At 42.8% G+C, this 16,874-nt stretch carries 17 protein-coding genes and 1 pseudogene; 5 read left to right on the top strand and 13 right to left on the bottom strand.

The window, feature by feature from the left end:
• The first annotated feature begins 569 nt into the window (after window positions 1-569).
• Both LC048_RS24540 and LC048_RS24535 read left to right on the top strand, forming a co-directional pair.
• A complete protein-coding gene (locus LC048_RS24540) occupies window positions 570-1,868 on the top strand; it encodes an AAA family ATPase (protein ID WP_226605112.1) in 1,299 nt (432 codons plus the stop codon).
• Window positions 1,858-2,496, top strand: a complete 639-nt coding sequence (locus tag LC048_RS24535; protein ID WP_226605114.1) for an RloB family protein — start codon at window positions 1,858-1,860, stop codon at window positions 2,494-2,496. The genes LC048_RS24540 and LC048_RS24535 overlap by 11 nt, the downstream gene beginning before the upstream one ends.
• 225 nt (window positions 2,497-2,721) lie before the next feature.
• On the opposite strand, the gene LC048_RS24530 is transcribed toward LC048_RS24535, so the two are convergent.
• Genes LC048_RS24530 through LC048_RS24515 form a run of 4 tightly spaced genes read right to left on the bottom strand, consistent with a single transcriptional unit; the run spans window position 2,722 to window position 7,171 of the window.
• The gene (locus LC048_RS24530; protein ID WP_226605117.1) at window positions 2,722-3,921 is read right to left on the bottom strand and encodes a phosphopentomutase; all 1,200 of its coding nucleotides are present in this window, start codon (window positions 3,919-3,921) and stop codon (window positions 2,722-2,724) included.
• Window positions 3,922-3,923: 2 nt separating this feature from the next.
• Window positions 3,924-5,084, bottom strand: coding sequence for a YhfX family PLP-dependent enzyme (locus tag LC048_RS24525; RefSeq protein ID WP_306049061.1), 1,161 nt, complete (start codon window positions 5,082-5,084; stop codon window positions 3,924-3,926).
• Window positions 5,085-5,121: 37 nt separating this feature from the next.
• Window positions 5,122-6,252 (bottom strand): aminotransferase class V-fold PLP-dependent enzyme, encoded by a 1,131-nt coding sequence (locus LC048_RS24520; protein WP_226605123.1) that lies wholly within the window; start codon window positions 6,250-6,252, stop codon window positions 5,122-5,124.
• A 1-nt stretch (window position 6,253) separates the two neighbouring features.
• Window positions 6,254-7,171, bottom strand: a complete 918-nt coding sequence (locus LC048_RS24515) for a phosphotriesterase family protein (protein WP_306049059.1) — start codon at window positions 7,169-7,171, stop codon at window positions 6,254-6,256.
• A gap of 84 nt (window positions 7,172-7,255) precedes the next feature.
• Here LC048_RS24515 and LC048_RS24510 point away from each other — a divergent pair, with 84 nt between their 5' ends.
• Window positions 7,256-7,495 carry a hypothetical protein gene (locus tag LC048_RS24510; RefSeq protein ID WP_226605128.1) on the top strand — a complete coding sequence of 80 codons (240 nt, stop codon included), beginning with the start codon at window positions 7,256-7,258 and terminating at the stop codon, window positions 7,493-7,495.
• 29 nt (window positions 7,496-7,524) lie between these two features.
• On the opposite strand, the gene LC048_RS24505 is transcribed toward LC048_RS24510, so the two are convergent.
• The 6 genes from LC048_RS24505 to LC048_RS24480 all read right to left on the bottom strand — a co-directional run bounded on the left by LC048_RS24505 (window position 7,525) and on the right by LC048_RS24480 (window position 11,664).
• Window positions 7,525-8,817: a YhfT family protein gene (locus LC048_RS24505; RefSeq protein WP_306049057.1), complete on the bottom strand. Its 1,293-nt coding sequence runs from the start codon at window positions 8,815-8,817 to the stop codon at window positions 7,525-7,527.
• A 20-nt stretch (window positions 8,818-8,837) separates the two neighbouring features.
• On the bottom strand, window positions 8,838-9,194 hold the full coding sequence (locus LC048_RS24500; RefSeq protein ID WP_226605133.1) for a DUF2620 domain-containing protein: 357 nt from the start codon (window positions 9,192-9,194) through the stop codon (window positions 8,838-8,840).
• 2 nt (window positions 9,195-9,196) lie between these two features.
• On the bottom strand, window positions 9,197-9,571 hold the full coding sequence (locus LC048_RS24495; RefSeq protein ID WP_226605135.1) for a PRD domain-containing protein: 375 nt from the start codon (window positions 9,569-9,571) through the stop codon (window positions 9,197-9,199).
• 66 nt (window positions 9,572-9,637) lie between these two features.
• Window positions 9,638-10,570 carry a GntR family transcriptional regulator YhfZ gene (gene yhfZ / locus LC048_RS24490; protein ID WP_306049055.1) on the bottom strand — a complete coding sequence of 311 codons (933 nt, stop codon included), beginning with the start codon at window positions 10,568-10,570 and terminating at the stop codon, window positions 9,638-9,640.
• Between the two features lie 446 nt (window positions 10,571-11,016).
• Window positions 11,017-11,256: a hypothetical protein gene (locus LC048_RS24485; RefSeq protein WP_226605141.1), complete on the bottom strand. Its 240-nt coding sequence runs from the start codon at window positions 11,254-11,256 to the stop codon at window positions 11,017-11,019.
• A 90-nt stretch (window positions 11,257-11,346) separates the two neighbouring features.
• Window positions 11,347-11,664 (bottom strand): hypothetical protein, encoded by a 318-nt coding sequence (locus tag LC048_RS24480; protein WP_226605180.1) that lies wholly within the window; start codon window positions 11,662-11,664, stop codon window positions 11,347-11,349.
• A 188-nt stretch (window positions 11,665-11,852) separates the two neighbouring features.
• On the opposite strand from LC048_RS24480, the pseudogene LC048_RS24475 reads away from it, so the two are divergent.
• A pseudogene (locus LC048_RS24475) lies at window positions 11,853-13,407 on the top strand (IS3 family transposase).
• A gap of 122 nt (window positions 13,408-13,529) precedes the next feature.
• On the opposite strand, the gene LC048_RS24470 reads toward LC048_RS24475, so the two are convergent.
• The 3 genes from LC048_RS24470 to LC048_RS24460 all read right to left on the bottom strand — a co-directional run bounded on the left by LC048_RS24470 (window position 13,530) and on the right by LC048_RS24460 (window position 15,554).
• Window positions 13,530-14,090 (bottom strand): DUF7713 domain-containing protein, encoded by a 561-nt coding sequence (locus LC048_RS24470; RefSeq protein WP_226602869.1) that lies wholly within the window; start codon window positions 14,088-14,090, stop codon window positions 13,530-13,532.
• A 297-nt stretch (window positions 14,091-14,387) separates the two neighbouring features.
• On the bottom strand, window positions 14,388-15,263 hold the full coding sequence (galU, locus tag LC048_RS24465; protein WP_226602870.1) for a UTP--glucose-1-phosphate uridylyltransferase GalU: 876 nt from the start codon (window positions 15,261-15,263) through the stop codon (window positions 14,388-14,390).
• A 135-nt stretch (window positions 15,264-15,398) separates the two neighbouring features.
• Entirely contained in the window at window positions 15,399-15,554 is a 156-nt protein-coding gene (locus LC048_RS24460) for a YwzD family small protein (RefSeq protein WP_226602872.1), read from the bottom strand.
• A 192-nt stretch (window positions 15,555-15,746) separates the two neighbouring features.
• Here LC048_RS24460 and LC048_RS24455 point away from each other — a divergent pair, with 192 nt between their 5' ends.
• Window positions 15,747-16,823: a C40 family peptidase gene (locus LC048_RS24455; RefSeq protein WP_226602874.1), complete on the top strand. Its 1,077-nt coding sequence runs from the start codon at window positions 15,747-15,749 to the stop codon at window positions 16,821-16,823.
• Window positions 16,824-16,874 lie beyond the last annotated feature (51 nt).

The following is a 16,874-nucleotide window of genomic DNA, read 5'->3' as shown; positions in this document are numbered from 1 at the left end:
TTTAAAATTAATTCAAAACTCTTTTGCGTATGTGAGACAATTCCCTAAACGGTTTCAACTTCTTCTTTCACGATGTACATCAATTCGTTTGTTTAGTTCATATCATTCTGACTCGCTTGAAGTCTTGCTTGTACGCTATCTTCATCTGCTGCAGTAGATGATTTGGCAATATTGATATGGAAGAGAAACAGTTGAGAATTAATGTAAACTAACAAAAACTATTGTCAGTTTACACTCTATTTTCAATGCCATTAATGTGGATTACACCTCAAAACGGAACGGTTTAATTTGGTCATACCCATGGTTTTTCAAGGTAAGGAATTAATAATACCTCAAAACCGCACAACCTGACCGTCAGACATCCAGGGAAACGCAGAATTCACCCATTTTCTAACAAATTTCATAACACGATAGCAGTAAAATGTACGTACCCATGTCGTTCAATGTCGCTTGCATCCCTCTGCCTATTTATTTTGTTATTTTGAGAAAAAATCGTAATATGTTAACATTTTTATGGTTAAATTATATAATATTAATTATATAATGAGAAAAAGGCGGAGGTGTTCAATATGTTAGTGCAATTTAGTGTCGGGAATTTCCTGTCTATCCGTGATGTGGCTACATTAAGTATGGTAGCAACAACTATTAGGGAGCATAAAGAGACAAATGTATTTCAAACGAACAAGAATTTACGGTTATTGAAGAGTGCAGTTATTTACGGTGCTAATGCTAGCGGAAAAAGCAATGTTTTCCAAGCATTGCGCTTCATGGCACGGTTTATTAGGAACTCTTCAAAAGAAGGTCAAGTTGATGAAGAAATTGCTGGTGTAGAAAGTTTTCGTTTGAGCACTAAATCAATTGATGAGCCCAGTTTTTTTGAAGTTGTCTTTATTCATAATGAAGTTATGTACAGATATGGCTTTGAGCTCGATTATAAAGAAGTTAAAAGTGAATGGTTATTTTATACCCCTAAGAAAGATAAAGAATATGAATTATTTCAAAGAAACGGTGAGCATTTTGACATTGATAAAAATTTTAAGGAAGGAGAGGGTCTAGATATCAGGACAAGAAATAACGCTCTTTTCTTGTCAGTAGTAGCAAATTTCAAAGGGGAAATCTCCACTCAAATTATGAAATGGTTTGGGAAATTAAATGTCATTTCTGGTCTGCAAGACGATCATTTCTCTTATACTAGACAACAATTGAAAAAAGCTTCCTTCAAAGATGAACTTCTTGATTTAATGAAAGTTGCCAATTTAGGAATTGAAGATATTGAAATTGAAGATGAGGATAATGAACTTCCCAAACCTATTGAGGAATTACTAAAAAAACTTTCCAGTATGCATGATAGTTCAGAAATCAAGGTAAACAAATTAAGCTTAAATACCTTGCATAAAAAATTTGATGAAGATAATAGATTTATTGGGTTTGAGAAGTTTCTGTTATTTCAGCATGAATCCGAAGGCACGAGAAAACTAATTTCATTATTAGGTCCTATCATTGACTCTCTTAAGAACTCGAAAGTTTTGGTTGTTGATGAACTGGATGCCAAGTTACATCCTCTTTTAACCAAGTTTATTATTCAGTTATTTAATTCCAAAGAGTATAACAACAAAAACGCTCAATTAATTTTTAATTCTCATGATACTAACCTTCTAAGTAAGGATACGTTTAGAAGAGACCAAATTTGGTTTACTGAAAAAGACCAATATGGGGCTACTGATTTATATTCTCTTGTTGATTACAAAGTTCGAAATGACGCCTCTTATGAAAAAGACTACTTACTTGGCAAATATGGGTCCATTCCGTATATTGGCACCTTCCAGTTTATTAAGAATGATAAAGAGGGTGTAGATATTGGGGAGTGATGATCTTTTTAAAAAAAGAAAAGCAGCTCGAAAAGTTGCAGATTATAGAAGAAAAACGGGGAAAAAGGGAGAAGATCGGGATTTAATTCTAATTGTTTGTGAAGGAACAAAATCTGAACCAAATTATTTCCATGGATTTAAATTAACGAACCTAACAATTGAAGGGTGCGGAGGTGACCCATTAACAGTAGTCGATAAAGCAATAAGTATTCAAACTTCAGAAAAGGCTAAAGGCAAGATATTCGACCAGGTTTGGTGTGTATTTGACAGAGATAGTTTTCCTGCCTATAGATTTAATGGAGCTCTTCAAAAAGCGGAGGCAAGAGATTTTAAGGTCGCCTATTCAAATGAAGCTTTTGAATTATGGTATGTTCTTCATTTTGAATATTTAAATACAGGTATCTCCCGAAGTGATTATGGTGATAAAATCTCACATCATATCCAAGAAGATTACCAAAAAAACGACCCATTTATCTTTCAAAAATTACAACAATTCGGAGATCAAAATCTTGCAATTCGATATGCTGCCCGCTTAGTAAATAGCTATAATCCACCAGACCCATATAATGATAACCCATCAACAACTGTTTATAAGCTTGTTGAGATCTTAAACAGGTGGTATAAGTAATATCCAGATGATAATAGAAAGAGCCTGAGCACCAATGTAATTGTGCTCAGGCCTTTTGCGATTATGACAAATGATACAAAATTTATTCCGCTCCCAATGAAGTTCCTGTTTCTCACTGGGAGCGGGACGTCTGCACTATTATTGTTGTCGTGTTTATACTTTGCGGTAAGACTGATTATAATTCCGCAACACAAAAAGAGCAAAAGGAATCCTAGTACCACCGTTTTATTCCTTCTTCATGATCTGTCCAAGAAAACTGTCCCCCTGGTCGGTTGGCGGCAAATTGAAGTAATCGCTCATGGTGGCGCCAATGTCTGCCATCGTTGTTCTTGTCCCTATATTGACACGTGCTACTTTCCTTCCGTAAATCATGATTGGAACATACTCTCTTGTATGGTTCGAATGGCCAATCGTGGGATCATTGCCGTGATCGGCCATGATGATGAGCATGTCGCTTTCTTCCATCTTCGGAAGGAATCCTTCCAGCCAGCTGTCGGTATCATTCAAGGTTTGTGCATACCACTCGGGGTCCTCTGCATGGCCAGCCAAATCTGTTTCCTGGACATTGACGAGGAATGCTGCGTCGCCATCCTCCTTCTGGAAGGTTTCCTCAAGAATGTTCAGCACCTTTTTAGTATTGACGACAGGGAAAGCTGGTCCGCTTCCATGAAGCACGTCTGCCGTTTTGCCGATTCTATATACCTTCAGGCCCTCTCTAGCGGCGATCATTGGAAATTGTCCGTCAATATTGACTCCATAACCCATATGGTAGACATCATATCCCTCTCCGTAGACTTTCGCTTTCGGTGCATCGACTCCCCATTGTCCAGGGTTCTTTTCCTTGACCACCGATAGAATTTGCTCTAGTGAGGTACGAGGGCTTCCAAAGGCAATGACCCTGCTTGTATCGACGTTCTGCCTGACAATCCTTCCAACCTTCTTCAACTGTTCAAAATGCATCAGGTTAAAGTCCGCACAAAGATTGATAATATTGCCAACCGCTGACTCCAGGTTATCACCGACTACACAGGCATCATCCACCACAAATACAGGGCGATCCTTCCATGGGTAGGATACATGATGGCCTTCCTTCCGAAGAGCTTCTGCCAGTGTTCCATGGATGTCTTTCATCAATCTCTTTGTTGAGGCCTTCGGGCAGCTGCCGGCGATTTCCTGATGTCCTAGATATGTATCGGCTCCATGATGTGCAAGAGCAGAGCGGCCGAATGCGTTCAAAGGCGCCTCTAACCCATCAACCAGAGCTCCAAGTCCTAGCTGATACATCGTTGGAACCTTCAAGCTGGGCACACTCTCCCTAATATGCTTATACGTATTGGCTCTGCAATCTGCAGGATTGAACTCCTGGCAATCCTCCATCGCCCCGATTCCAAAGCTGTCAATCACAAGCAGGATCAATCTTGCCATGGCTACCCCTTCCTTTCAAAATGAATGATTTCCGGGCTACCTGTCTGAATCCCTTTCACAAGCGCAATATGGGCGCGAGTCACAAACAACTGGGTCCGAAAGGCAAAAATAGCTGTATCGCCTATATCGACAGAAAAGCCATCCGGCTTGCCGATTCTTCCGTAATAATCGATGGCTTCTGGTGAGACTTCATAGGCAGGCACTGATTGCTCCAGAATTTCCGCGGCACTGTTTCCTACCAGGCAACCTGTTAGATTGGAGCGGCCGTAATAACCGCCGCCGATGACATGATATACATCTTCATCTTCATGAGAAACTTCTGTCACATAAATGATCGCAGGCTTCTCTGGCAGGTCACGATACGCATGCAATGGCGTCGTTCCTGTCAGCGCATGTCCTGGCTCGCCATGGGTGACCCCACTTTCGGCTAAAAATGGAATCGTTTCACAGCTTGTAGCACTCGGACCATTCATCTGGTCAACTGTAATACCCCATTGTGCAAGAATTTCTTTTGCTTTAAGCAGAGTGTAAAAATTTTCCGTAGGCTCCATACTTTCATGATTATCACCTAGCTGAAAGTTGGGGAATGTCGTCACCCCAGCAATCCTTATTCCCGGAAGACTAGCAAGCCTTTGGAGCTCACCAGCCAGTTCCGCAAGTCGAATGCCCCCCTCTTGCCCTGGATAAATAACATCCGCGTCACCAAACACCTTAAGGAGGATATCCTGGACTTTCCCCCGTTTTACTGCTTCGTTTGAGACTTGACGGGCCCTCTCCACAGAAAATACCGTTACTACCTCTGGATTCCAGGACAAAACCTCTGCCCACTGGTGTTTACCCGGCTGGACGAGATGGCAGATATTGCCAATTTTTATCCCCGCCTCATGCAGCCTTTTTCCTTCATCAAATTCGACTGCCACTGCCTTTTCAATGCCATTTTCTGCAATCTTCAAGCCGATTTCCGGCAGCCTGCCGAGCTGCTTGCTCATAAAGTAGAGCTGGATTCCATGAGTTCTGGCGGATTCAGCAAGCAGCCGGACGTTTTCCTGTAAAATGTCCATGTCAATCACATACGTATTCGGCGGAATTTTTCCGCTTTGATGCAATGTCACACCAGTTTGGATCAGCTTTGGATTCCTTCTTTTTGTCACATCTAAAAACATGAAGCTACCCCCTTTACTTGGGAATTCTTGCTGTCGGTCATTCCTGCTGAGCTGCCGGGATGACTCTGTTTAAAATATCGAGAATCGTCTCCGCACCGGCTTTCATTGGATTGATTCTTAATCCATATTCCTTGAGTTTTGGCTGTGCCTCAATAAAGCTTCCGGACACTCGGTAGATCATCGGAATGATTTCATATTTTGATTCAGCTCCAACCGGGTGTGTTGCCGCTCCATTCTTGTCGCTTAACGAAATCACCTTCTGCGCTATTGGCTCATCGAGTTCAACGATGACATTTTTGGATTGAGCATTCGTCATGTACGCCGTGTTGATTCCCGGTACTTCTCCTTCATTTAATCGCCTGCAAAGCTCTTCGACCTGTTCATTCTGGATTGCCAGGGAGACCGGCGCAAAGGTCATCATCCGGAGGAGCTCCATAGCTTCATACCCCTGTACCTGACCTCCGCCCGAGTAATTCCGCTCATGAATGACATCTAATCCCGTTTTCTTACCAACAATGATCGCGACTCCTTCTGGACCAAGTACTTTAAATCCTGAAAAAGTAGAATAGTCAGCACCATGTTCGACACCGATGCCTTGGGTTTTGAAAGCACAATAATTATCATCAACGACAATCGGCAAGTCTTCCCTTACACTTTTGACAGCAGTGATGACTTCTTTCAGCTTGTAAGTGTCGGTAGGCTGCTGGCGCGCATGCTGGATGTAAAATACTTTCGCATCCGTAAGTTTTACCGCTTCACGAACGGACTCAAGCTCATTAAAATCCACGCTCTCCGTCTCGATTCCAAGGATACGGATTGTTTCTTTTGTGGTGGTATAGACAGGAGCTTGATGAATCAGCATTTTATCTCCGGCTGAAAGGAGCGTGCTCAGCACGAGACGAATCGCACCGGTCCCTGCTCCTCTCACAAGGGCACATTCCTCAGTGCCGAAAAAATCTGCAATTGCCCGTTCAGCTCGATACGTTTGTTCAGGTCGCTTGTATTTCGGCGAAACTCCCAGGTCACCCATTGATAAAAACTGCTTGCCTTCGAAGTGGGCGCTCATCATATGGACAAGCTTAAATTGCAGTCTTGACGCTTCCTCAATTGTCAGGCTCGGTAAAACTGACTCTGCATATTTCAATTTTTTCGCATCATAGCTGGACATCTTAAGCTCTCTCCTTTTTGGTAAAAGCTCTTGCTGGATTAGAGATCAGGAATTTATTGATGATATCCTCGGACACCCCATGTGATCGAAGCTTCGGAATGAAATCTCTAAGAACAAGGTCATAGCCTGGACCGCCATGCTTTTTCCAATGAGATTTTCTCGTCAAGTCGGCTGATAGTAGAATTTGTTTTTCATAGCCTCTTTTAATGAATTCTAGTAAAAACTCAATCCGTTCGTCATCAGGACGGTAGTTGTTTTTTCCGATCGTGTCAAAATCAATAAACACACCCGTTTCGAGGACAGCAAGCACCTCATCGAAATCAGGGTTTAAATCCTGATGTCCGATGATGATCTGTTCAGTTGATAACCCTTGAGCGGTAAGGAGCTGAACCTGTTCATAACCAAGTGTTCCCAGGGTAGTATGCGTTGTCACGGGCAGCCCCGTTGCTACTCCAGCCAATGCTGCACCAATCATCAGTTCCCGCTCGATCGGTTTGATCTCATTTTTGCTTGTTCCTACCTCACCGATGACACCGGGAAAGATTCCCGTGTCTTCAATTCCTTCTGTTGCTTCCTTGATAAAATGCTCTGCAAATTGGTCAGCACACCAATTCTGAGCGTATTCAGGTATGAACGGATCCTTATAAAAACCGGTACAGGCAATGATATGGACACCTGATGTTTCACTTAGCCTTTTTAGGCGGAGTACATCCCGCCCCATGCCGTCATTGGTTACTTCCACCATTGCCCTGCCGCCCTCGAGATGGAAATCTCGGAGTTCCTCCATCATTCCAGGCTCATCATCGAGGATCGTATCCGGGTCTTTCTTTATTCTTGAGAGGTCAATGGAGAGATGCTCATGGACAGAGCATACTCCCAATGTTTCAGGCTTGATTTTTCCTAAGACCGTTTGAATCATCTAGCTGCACCCCATTCTTTTGGAAGTTTTTAAGAAAAGCGCAAGCGCCTTGGTTAGCCCCGACAAGCGCTGGAGGGCCGACCAGTGAAGTCGTTCTTTGACTTCATTGGGCGGACCGAAACTGAAATGAATAGCCGACTGTCCAGAAACGGAGAAACTGGAGACTCCGACAAAGAAGCGCTTTTTGCTTCTGCCGGCGGAGTTGAAGTTTCGGAGTTTCTAGGAGGCGAAACTAGACATGCGACTCGAGGGGCTAGGCGCTGGAGCTGGACAATTCTCAAAGTAAAAATTTATACTTTCTTAATTTGTAAAAAAGACAAGTAGCTACTCTATATTCAATCAGGCAAAAAAGTTTATTGCGGGATGACCATAAGCCCCAATGCCACAAGGATGTTCGCAATGATCCCGACCGCAATGGCCCCTACAGGACCAACTGCCATCCGGACAATCGGGCGGCCCGCCACTTCATTCAGCAAGTAGAAGCCTGCGATAAAGAAGAAGCCAAATCCTGGAGCGATGGTATTCGCTGCGTTCGCTCCGCCAATCAATAAGGCAACTTCTAGTATCTTTGTCATCGCACTGCGAATATTTTCACCAGAATTACGGACTCCTGGGTATTTATCAAGGAACCGGGCAATTGAGCTTAAAAGCATGACTTCACCAAAAATCACAATGACGCCGCCGATCAAGGCTACCCAGACATTGGGTGCGAAAAGTCCGACTACAAAAATCAAGGTGAAACCAACTGGGCTGTACACACCTGTTGCGATTGCCGTACTGGCTACAAGCGGAATGAAGCCGAGCGCACGTGCTGCAGCGGCAATCCCAGCATCTGCAGTCTTTCCTTCAGCTAAAAGATTGAGTGAGATTGGGTCTCCAGCCATAACAGCCAGGTTTGTCGCAGCAGCAATCAAACCGCCGATGATCATGAAATATACGACATTGCCCCTGATTTTTGCTACCTTATCACTGAAGACTGCCGCAAGATCGATGGATGAGCCTTCATTACGTTTTTCTTTCATCGCATAAACAAGTAAGAAAATCATTCCAGTTATAAGTGCCATACCTTCCTGGTTCAACGTGATCGCTGTTCCAGAAACCGTCAATAGTTTGCTAGTGTTCAGCCAAACGGCAAGTTGTCTTGCAAGGGCTGACACGATAAATGTGATAACGCCTTTTTTGATACTGAATTGCATGGCAACCGCCAGTGCAGGGAATGCCATGAACGTGACAACTACCGGTGCCCCAACCTGTCCCATTGCGTCCAGGAAGTTCAGCGGCAGGTAGTCGAATAGTTTTACAAACCCTTCAAGCCCCACAAGCAGTCCAGCACCATAGGCACCGCCAATAACAGCAGCAACTGGTGTGCCCCATTTGTTCTTCGGTGTCATAAGGTCAATAATATCTGTTCCCAGCAAAACACTGTGAACAAGGATGATGCTTGCTGAAAGCGTGAACGGTATACCAAAACCAATAACCAGTCCAAAACTCATCGCGAAAGCCGTAAAAGCCAGATCCCTTCGTGACAGCGAACCTTCCACATGCTCTGAAACAATCGGACGCAGCCCATCATTAAATACAGCGATATTTCTGTTGGCGAGCACAGCTGCGACAGCACCGATCAAGACGATAAAAATCATTTCCATCTTTATTTTCCCCCTGCCTGCTATTTATTTTTTATGGCTTCCAAAATCATCCGTACTGCAGCTTCCTTGTGATCTGCCGTGAAACCGAATGCAACTTTGCCCTCATTGACAGCGTTTGCAACTTTCTGCGATTCTGGCTTCTTCCCCGGCATCGAAACGGTCTCGCACTTCGGTCTTCCGATCAGAGCGAGAGCCATTGCCAGCGCTCCGCCGCCGCCGGTATGGCATGCACCAAGATAGTAATCGACTTGGCCAGTTTTAAGCGCCATGGCTGCTTCAAGATCGGACTTGATCACTGTTTCTATACTGCTATCAAACTCTTTAACTAAGCTTTCAATCTCTTTTTTATCCACTTGCCCGCCAATCACGATTTTCATGGTTATTTTCCTCCTTCATTTTGCTGAAATACATTTGTATAATGAATCAATAAGTAGTCCCATTCTTCCTGAGGCAGTTTGTAGCCATGTAGTTTTTCAATGAATTTTGTTTGCTGCATCGCATCTTGATAGTATTTTGATGTCTTGATTTCTGCGAGGATCTCAGGCATAGGAGCTCCGATTTCTTCACCCCTTTCAATTCTGGTAATGGCCGATGGCAAATGAGTGAAAAGCATCTCGGAAGCTTGGATATCTTCTATATGTAAAACTTGTTGAAGCTGGGTAAATGCTTGCCTGGCCAAATCAGAGGAGCGATATGATATGACATTGTTTTCTGCGAGAATTTTTAGTCTTTCTTTCAGTTCGTTGGTATTCATGAATAACCCCTCCAGTATACAGTATTTAGTATATTAATCTTACTAAGAAACCAGAACTTCCGTTTCTTAGTAATGTGGATATTTGATGCCCTCGACGACTTGTTTTTGAACACATCTTACTTCACTTGTATCCAGTACTCCGAGCTGCTCTGTAATCCTTCCTCTTGCTGACTCGACCACAAGAGCAGCAGTTGTTGCTTTTGCGGCAAGCTCCTTCGCTTCAGGCGAGTGAAAACCTGATGACTTAAAAGTCTGCAGTGTCCTCTCTTCATCTACATTCCAAACGGCTGCATCAATCATCCCTTTTGTTAACATCGAAAACAGTTGCATATAGCCTACTTCTACTAATTCGACCTGTTTCCCTTCACATTCCAACAGAGTGAGTTCAGCCTGATCAACGGATGAGTAATCAATCCCGACCCTCATCCTATCTTCTATTTTTGAATAGTGAGGATTCGAAAAAAAGATTTTATGGGCTGTTACATAGGATTCCGGACCAAACGTCTTATTGATTTCGAGACCTTCGAACTTTGTCACTGCCTCTTCTGCTGCCAGCAAAGACATAATCGCAAAATCATACCGTCTTGATTTAAGAGCCTCCACTCGCGGAAGTGCTCCCCTCATATAGGCAAGGTCGATTCTTTTATTAGTTCTCTCGAGTACTTCAATAATTCCCGTAGCAAGCCCCTCATACTTCCGGGAATACGGAAGCGGCATGACACCGATAATCGGTCCAATCCCGGCAATTTCATATAAAAGGTTCAAATCCCTTTTCAATAGGAATGTTCCTAAATGCCCCCGTGATTCAAGCCTGATCGCCCGGATTTCTTCAAGAAGCTTCAATGCCCCCTGTACCGTTCCCCTTCCAAGAGAAAGCTTCTCGGTAAAATCGCTGATCCTGGGAATCCTTTGTCCGGTTTCAATATCTATCAATTCCCTGGCGATATATCTGGCGGCCAAACCATTCTTGGAATACAAACTCTCATCAATTCGACTCATTCTCTCACAACCTCGATAACAATATACAATTTTCCGTATATTTAGAGTATAACGCTTACATTTTGATAAAACAAGCTGGATTCAAAAAGTATCTAATGTGTTTTACCAGAATTTTAACAACCCCGACCAGTTCAGAAACCTCAAAAAACAGGAAGGACATAAAGATCAAATTCCCACGGTCCAGGACCGTGACTTTATTCTCTCAGGCAATCATAAATCTTCCACCTTGTTACCAACAGACGAGAAGAAAAAGGCACATTTGAGAGAAGAAAACCTCTCAATGTGCCTTTTCAACCGTATCTTCTGTATTCCAGAAATCCAGAATATATCGATTAGTCTATTAATAAGCAATAAGGTATTAATAGAAATAACATCAACTTCCAGAAATTCAAGGGTGCCTAAAAAATCTGATTATTAAAACTATTAATTTAAAGACAAAGAAACCCTCACCCCAACAATTCCGAATCCCACAATAGCCGTCGTCCCTGTGTCTCTGGTAAGTCCTGATCACCTGGAGGGTAATTTTCAGCAATCATCTCCATTTCCGTTTGCGTCGCACTAGCGTCTGCTTCCCAATCTACCAGGTATTCATCGTAATCCTCGAATACGTCGGACATATCTTCATCGTCAACGAAAAAGTCGGTGAGGTTTTCTTCCTCCCAGATATTCAATATCCAGCAGTTCATCCACCCATTTAAGATTTAAGTCCGTCAACGACTTCACCCAATTCTCCCTCTCCTTTTCCCTCTGCTCTATTTCTTCTAATTCCTCATTTGTTAATCCGAATGAAGCGCCTCCCTCTGTGTAGTCCGCGATAAAGCCATACCCTTCAATATATTCCTCCATCTCCAACTCTTGTGTGTCTTTTGCAATCTCCTTGCCCTAGAAAGCTGCTTCTGTCTAACTTTATTATCATATGCCTCGTTCAGTTTCTTTTTTTGCTTTTCAGAAAAACGGAGCCCTAGTACTTCCAATTCATTCATCGCACATATCGAATCAACCCCAAACCATTTGCTGTACGATTTAACGACATGCTTCCCATCGTAATTCTTCAGCCACGATTTAGCACTTTGAAGCCTGGCCTCCCGTTTCATCCGCTTTCACTTTGGTCCTAATTCACCTTTCTTTTTAGCCATATTTATCCCTTCCGATTAAAGTAGCATATCATGAATCTTTTTCTTTCAATTCTTTTAAAAAGAAGCAGAGAGAGCTCTGATATGCTCCCCTTTAGGTAGACAGATTAAAAAATAAAAATCTGTCTACCTAAAGGGGAGTATTTATTATGTCAAAAAGGACATATTCATTCCAAGATAAAATCAAGATTGTAGAGGCGTTAAAAAAGGGTAGCCATTCTATTTCAGAGCTGAAGTTTATATACAAAGTAAATGATCATGCAATTTATGATTGGGTCTACAGGTATGAAAAATACGGAGCAGAAGGATTAAAGAAGTCTTCTACCTGGAAGAGGTATTCTAAGGAACTTAAGCTGGCGGCTGTACAGGACTATCTTAGTGGGGACTACTCTCAAAATGATGTTATCAGAAAGTATGAAATCTCATGTAGACGCGTCCTCCAGAAATGGATTAACAAGTATAATAGTCATAGAGAATTAAAGGACACTTCCAAAGGAAGGACAAACACTATGACTAGAAGAAACACTACCATAAATGAACGAAAAGAGATTGTGCTCTATTGCCTTGAGAACGGCAAGGATTATCAGAAGGCAGCTGAGACCTTTAAGGTCTCTTACCAACAAGCATATCAATGGGTTAAAAAGTATGAGGATGGCGGCGAAGAAGCCCTTCGGGATAAGCGAGGGAGGAAAAAGGAAGAAGTTGAACTCTCCCCAGAACAGAAGATGAAATTGGAGATGAAGAGGCTTGCGAGCGAAAATGAGCGATTACGCGCAGAGAACTTATTCCTAAAAAAGTTAGAGGAGATCGAAAGGAGGCGAAGATAAGCCAGATACGCCTTGAGGAGAAATATATCGCTATCAAGGAACTACACGAAGAAGAAGGATTCTCTTTCGTTATGCTTTGTGAAATTGCGGGGTTGGTAGGTCTGCATATTATAAATGGCTGAAGCGAACACCTTCCAAGCGTGAATGTCAAAATGTGATGCTTGTAGAAGAAATGAAGGCTCTCCATGAGGAGGTTAAAGGAATCTACGGCTACCGCAGGATTACGATGACTTTGAATAGAAGGTTGAACAAGAGCTTCAATGAAAAGCGAATCTATAGGCTGATGAAGATTGTCGGCATTCAAAGCGTTATTCGGAAAAAGAAAAATCGCTATAAAAAGTCAACCCCTCAACACGTCGCAGAAAACGTGTTAGACCGTAATTTCCAAGCCGAAAGTCCAAATGAGAAATGGGTAACTGATGTGACTGAGTTCAAGTATGGAGAAGCAAAAAAGGCTTATTTGAGTGCAATTAAAGACTTACATGATGGAGCCATCGTTAGTTACGTATTTGGACATTCCAACAACAATAAACTGGTATTTGATACGCTGGATCAGTCCACGGCCCTACTGAATGGTGACCGCCCACTTATACATAGCGACAGGGGCTTTCAGTATACCCATTTTGGATTTAAACAAAGAATAGATCAAGCACAGATGACTCAAAGTATGTCCCGAGTCGGAAGATGTATTGACAATGGTCCAATGGAATCCTTTTGGGGATCACTGAAAAGCGAGAAATATTACATGGAGAAATATAAGACCTTTGAAGAGCTTTCTGCGGCGATTGATGAGTACATATACTTTTATAATCATGAACGTTACCAAAAAAGATTAAACGGCCTTAGCCCCCTAGAATTCAGGGCTAAAGCCGCTTAGGCTGTTTTTATTATTTCCACTGTCTACTTGACGGGGAGCAGTTCACTCCCCGTGCTTCACTATCAAATATATTTAGACTACCGAATGGAGCAAGAAAACCTTCCTCATGTCTTTCTTCCCCCCTATTCCACTTCATCTGTCTGATCAAAGAAATTCATTTTAAACTGAAATCCTTCAAACCTCATTATCATCTCACCTAATTGTTCCCATGTATAAGGTCGACCATCTACTACGACCATGGGTACAGAAGGATTCGAATCATCGTAATCAATACGTCCTCCGACTTCATCATCAATGATTGAGAGGTATTTTTGACCATTTCGGAATTCTCCAGCCTTTGTATATCGTTTAGAAACATTAAGCTTAACCTTATTTACCAGTTTATGAAATAATTCCGTTTGGTTACAATCTAACTCACCATGGACAGAATACTGGTAACCATATTCTAAGTCCTCAACTGCCTCCAAGAAGATGCCATTCGGATAAAGTCGCTGTTGGACCGTAAAATCCCTCCTAGTTCCAGAGAAATCGTTAACGACGATCTCTTCCGGCATCGTCTCTAGCATTACCCCTATTTCTTCAGAAACCATATCGTTAAAACAACGATTACAAAGTCGCTCTTGCCCCTCATCAGTTACGATAATTTTCGCCTCTCTATCAAAACAACGATTGCACTTATACATTCCTATCCCTCACCCTTATATTATTTTGCTTTCGGTTACTTTATTATGACATAATGATCTTACTTTATAGATACCGTTCAACAACCGAACAGCCACAGAATATTCATGTTCATTACTTCCCACAAATACACGTAATCCTAAATAGCCTGATCGTCAGCAAACTATAACATCCAAAGCCAACAGGAATCGCCCATCTCCTTGAAAATTTCATAACACAAAAGAAGCAAAAGGTACGTGATATGCTCCCCTTGCTTCCATAGAAAATGGTGTCCCTTTTCGGGACACCATTTTTCTGTTTTACCGTTGGTGAAGGAGGATTTCATCTAGGTACTTTAGGATATCGGGACGGAGCTCCTCATCCTGGAGCGCAAACTCGATGGTCGTTTTCACAAAACCGAACTTTTCTCCGACATCGTATCGCTTCCCCTCGAAATCATAGGCAAATACTCTCTGGATCTGGTTCAATTTCTGGATGGCGTCGGTCAGCTGGACTTCCCCTCCCGCACCGGCTTCAATGTGGTCCAGGAACATAAAGATTTCAGGGGTCAGGATGTATCTGCCCATGATTGCCAGATTGGAAGGTGCCTTGCCAGGCTCCGGCTTTTCAACAAAATTTTCGACCTGGTATCTGCGCCCTTCCTGAATCGATGGGTCAATGATGCCGTAACGATGCGTCTCTTCCGGAGAGACCGTTTGGACGCCGATCACAGAGGAACGAGTTGTTTCATATTGGTTCAGCAGCTGCTTCAGGCATGGTGTTTCGCTTTGGACGATATCATCGCCAAGCAGAACAGCAAATGGTTCATCACCGATAAAGTTGCGCGCACACCAGACAGCATGGCCAAGTCCTTTCGGCTCCTTTTGCCGGATATAGTGAATGTCTGCGAGATTGCTAGAATACCTGACTTTATCCAGCAATTCGAGCTTCCCTTTACTCTCAAGGTTACGCTCGAGCTCCGGGGCGAAATCGAAATGATCCTCGATGGCACGCTTGCCTTTACCGGTCACAATGATAATTTCTTCGATTCCTGACGCTACCGCTTCTTCAACAATATACTGGATCGTCGGCTTATCAACGATTGGCAGCATTTCCTTCGGCATCGCCTTTGTCGCCGGCAGGAAGCGTGTACCAAGACCCGCTGCCGGAATGATCGCTTTGCGTACTTTTTTCAAATGATCTCCCCCTTGGCCCATTCTAACTTTATTTTAATATACTGCAGATGCTGGTTCAATATGACGGGCAGTAATCACGTTGCCTTCTGTTAAACGCAAAAAAACTGGCTGCCTTATTTAGAAGGCTGCCAGTTTTCATTCTGTGCAAGTCTTTAAGTCTATGATTAAATCTTCCATCAGCTTCTGGATTGTCATTTCTTCGCTGCTCTTTCCTTTTTCATACGTCTTCCTGATGACATCAAAAACAAGTTCCTGATTCAATTCTGATAACTTTTCTTGAGATGATCTCACTTCATGATCCTCCTGTTTTCTGTCTGCAATGACAATATTCTATTAAAATCGATTATATTTGTAAATAGATTTCCAGAAACATCTTTAGGATTCCCGTAATTTTTCTATAATTTGTCATAATTATATATATGTCCCTATTCATCTATGATAAAATGAGTATAAAACTGACAAGTATTGGAGTGACGACAAAAATTGAAGAAACAAGCCGCATCGCTTATCACCGCCGCCATTCTGACTTCTTCCTTCTCGGGAATCGCTTCTGCAGATACATATACTGTTAAAAAAGGGGATACATTATCCCGCTTAGCTTTTACCTATAAAACCACTGTTGTTGATTTGAAGAAACTGAATAAATTATCCTCTGATTTAATTTATGTGAATCAGACACTAACAGTTCCAGGCAATACGCCTGTGGCTAAGCCCGTTATTGCTCCGGCAAAACAGCCTGCTAAAGCCGAGACAGCTTCTGTTTATGTTGTTGTTAGCGGTGATACACTCAGCAAGATCGCTTCCCAGCATAAAATTTCACTCAGCGATCTGATGAAATGGAACGATCTTAGCAGCCACTTGATTTATCCCGGCCAAAAGCTGAAGGTATCGAACGGTTCAGATGCATCAGCTGTGGCTCCAGTAAAAACCAAGCCGGATGCTCCCGTTCAGAGTGCGCCAAAAACACCTGCCGCGCCAGCTAAGCCGGCACAAACTGAATACATAATCAAGTCTGGTGATACGCTTAGCGGAATCGGAAAGCAATTCGATATGTCAGTAAAGGAACTGAAGACGCTGAACAACCTGAAATCTGACATGATCTATGCCGGGCAGAAATTGCTGGTAAGCAAGGAGGCAGAGGTTTCTGCTCCTGCAGAACCTGCAAAGAATGACCAGGCAGCTGCCAAGCCTGTCCAGGATATTGATCCTGAAGTGCTGGCGATAGCCCAGGACCTTCTCGGTACTCCATACGTCTGGGGCGGCAGCACACCGGAAGGCTTCGACTGCAGCGGATTCATCTATTACGCCTTCAACAAAGCCGGCATGAAGATGGGACGCTATTCTTCCGAAGGCTATTATAACCGTTCCTACTATGTGAATGATCCGCAGCCGGGCGATCTCGTATTCTTTGAAAATACTTATAAACGCGGTATTTCCCATATGGGCATTTACCTCGGCAACAATGCATTCATCCATGCTAGTGATTCGGGCGTGACCATTACCAATCTTGACAACTCTTACTACAAAAAGCATTTCGAAGGCTTTAAGCGATTTTATTAACGGACAGGCACCTTAGACAGGTGCCTGTTTTGTTTTACCACCAAGTCAGAA

Origin of the sequence: Mesobacillus subterraneus, from assembly GCF_020524355.2 — a bacterium.
GTDB lineage: Bacteria > Bacillota > Bacilli > Bacillales > Cytobacillaceae > Mesobacillus > Mesobacillus subterraneus_C.
This window is presented reverse-complemented; position numbering and strand designations above follow the sequence as displayed.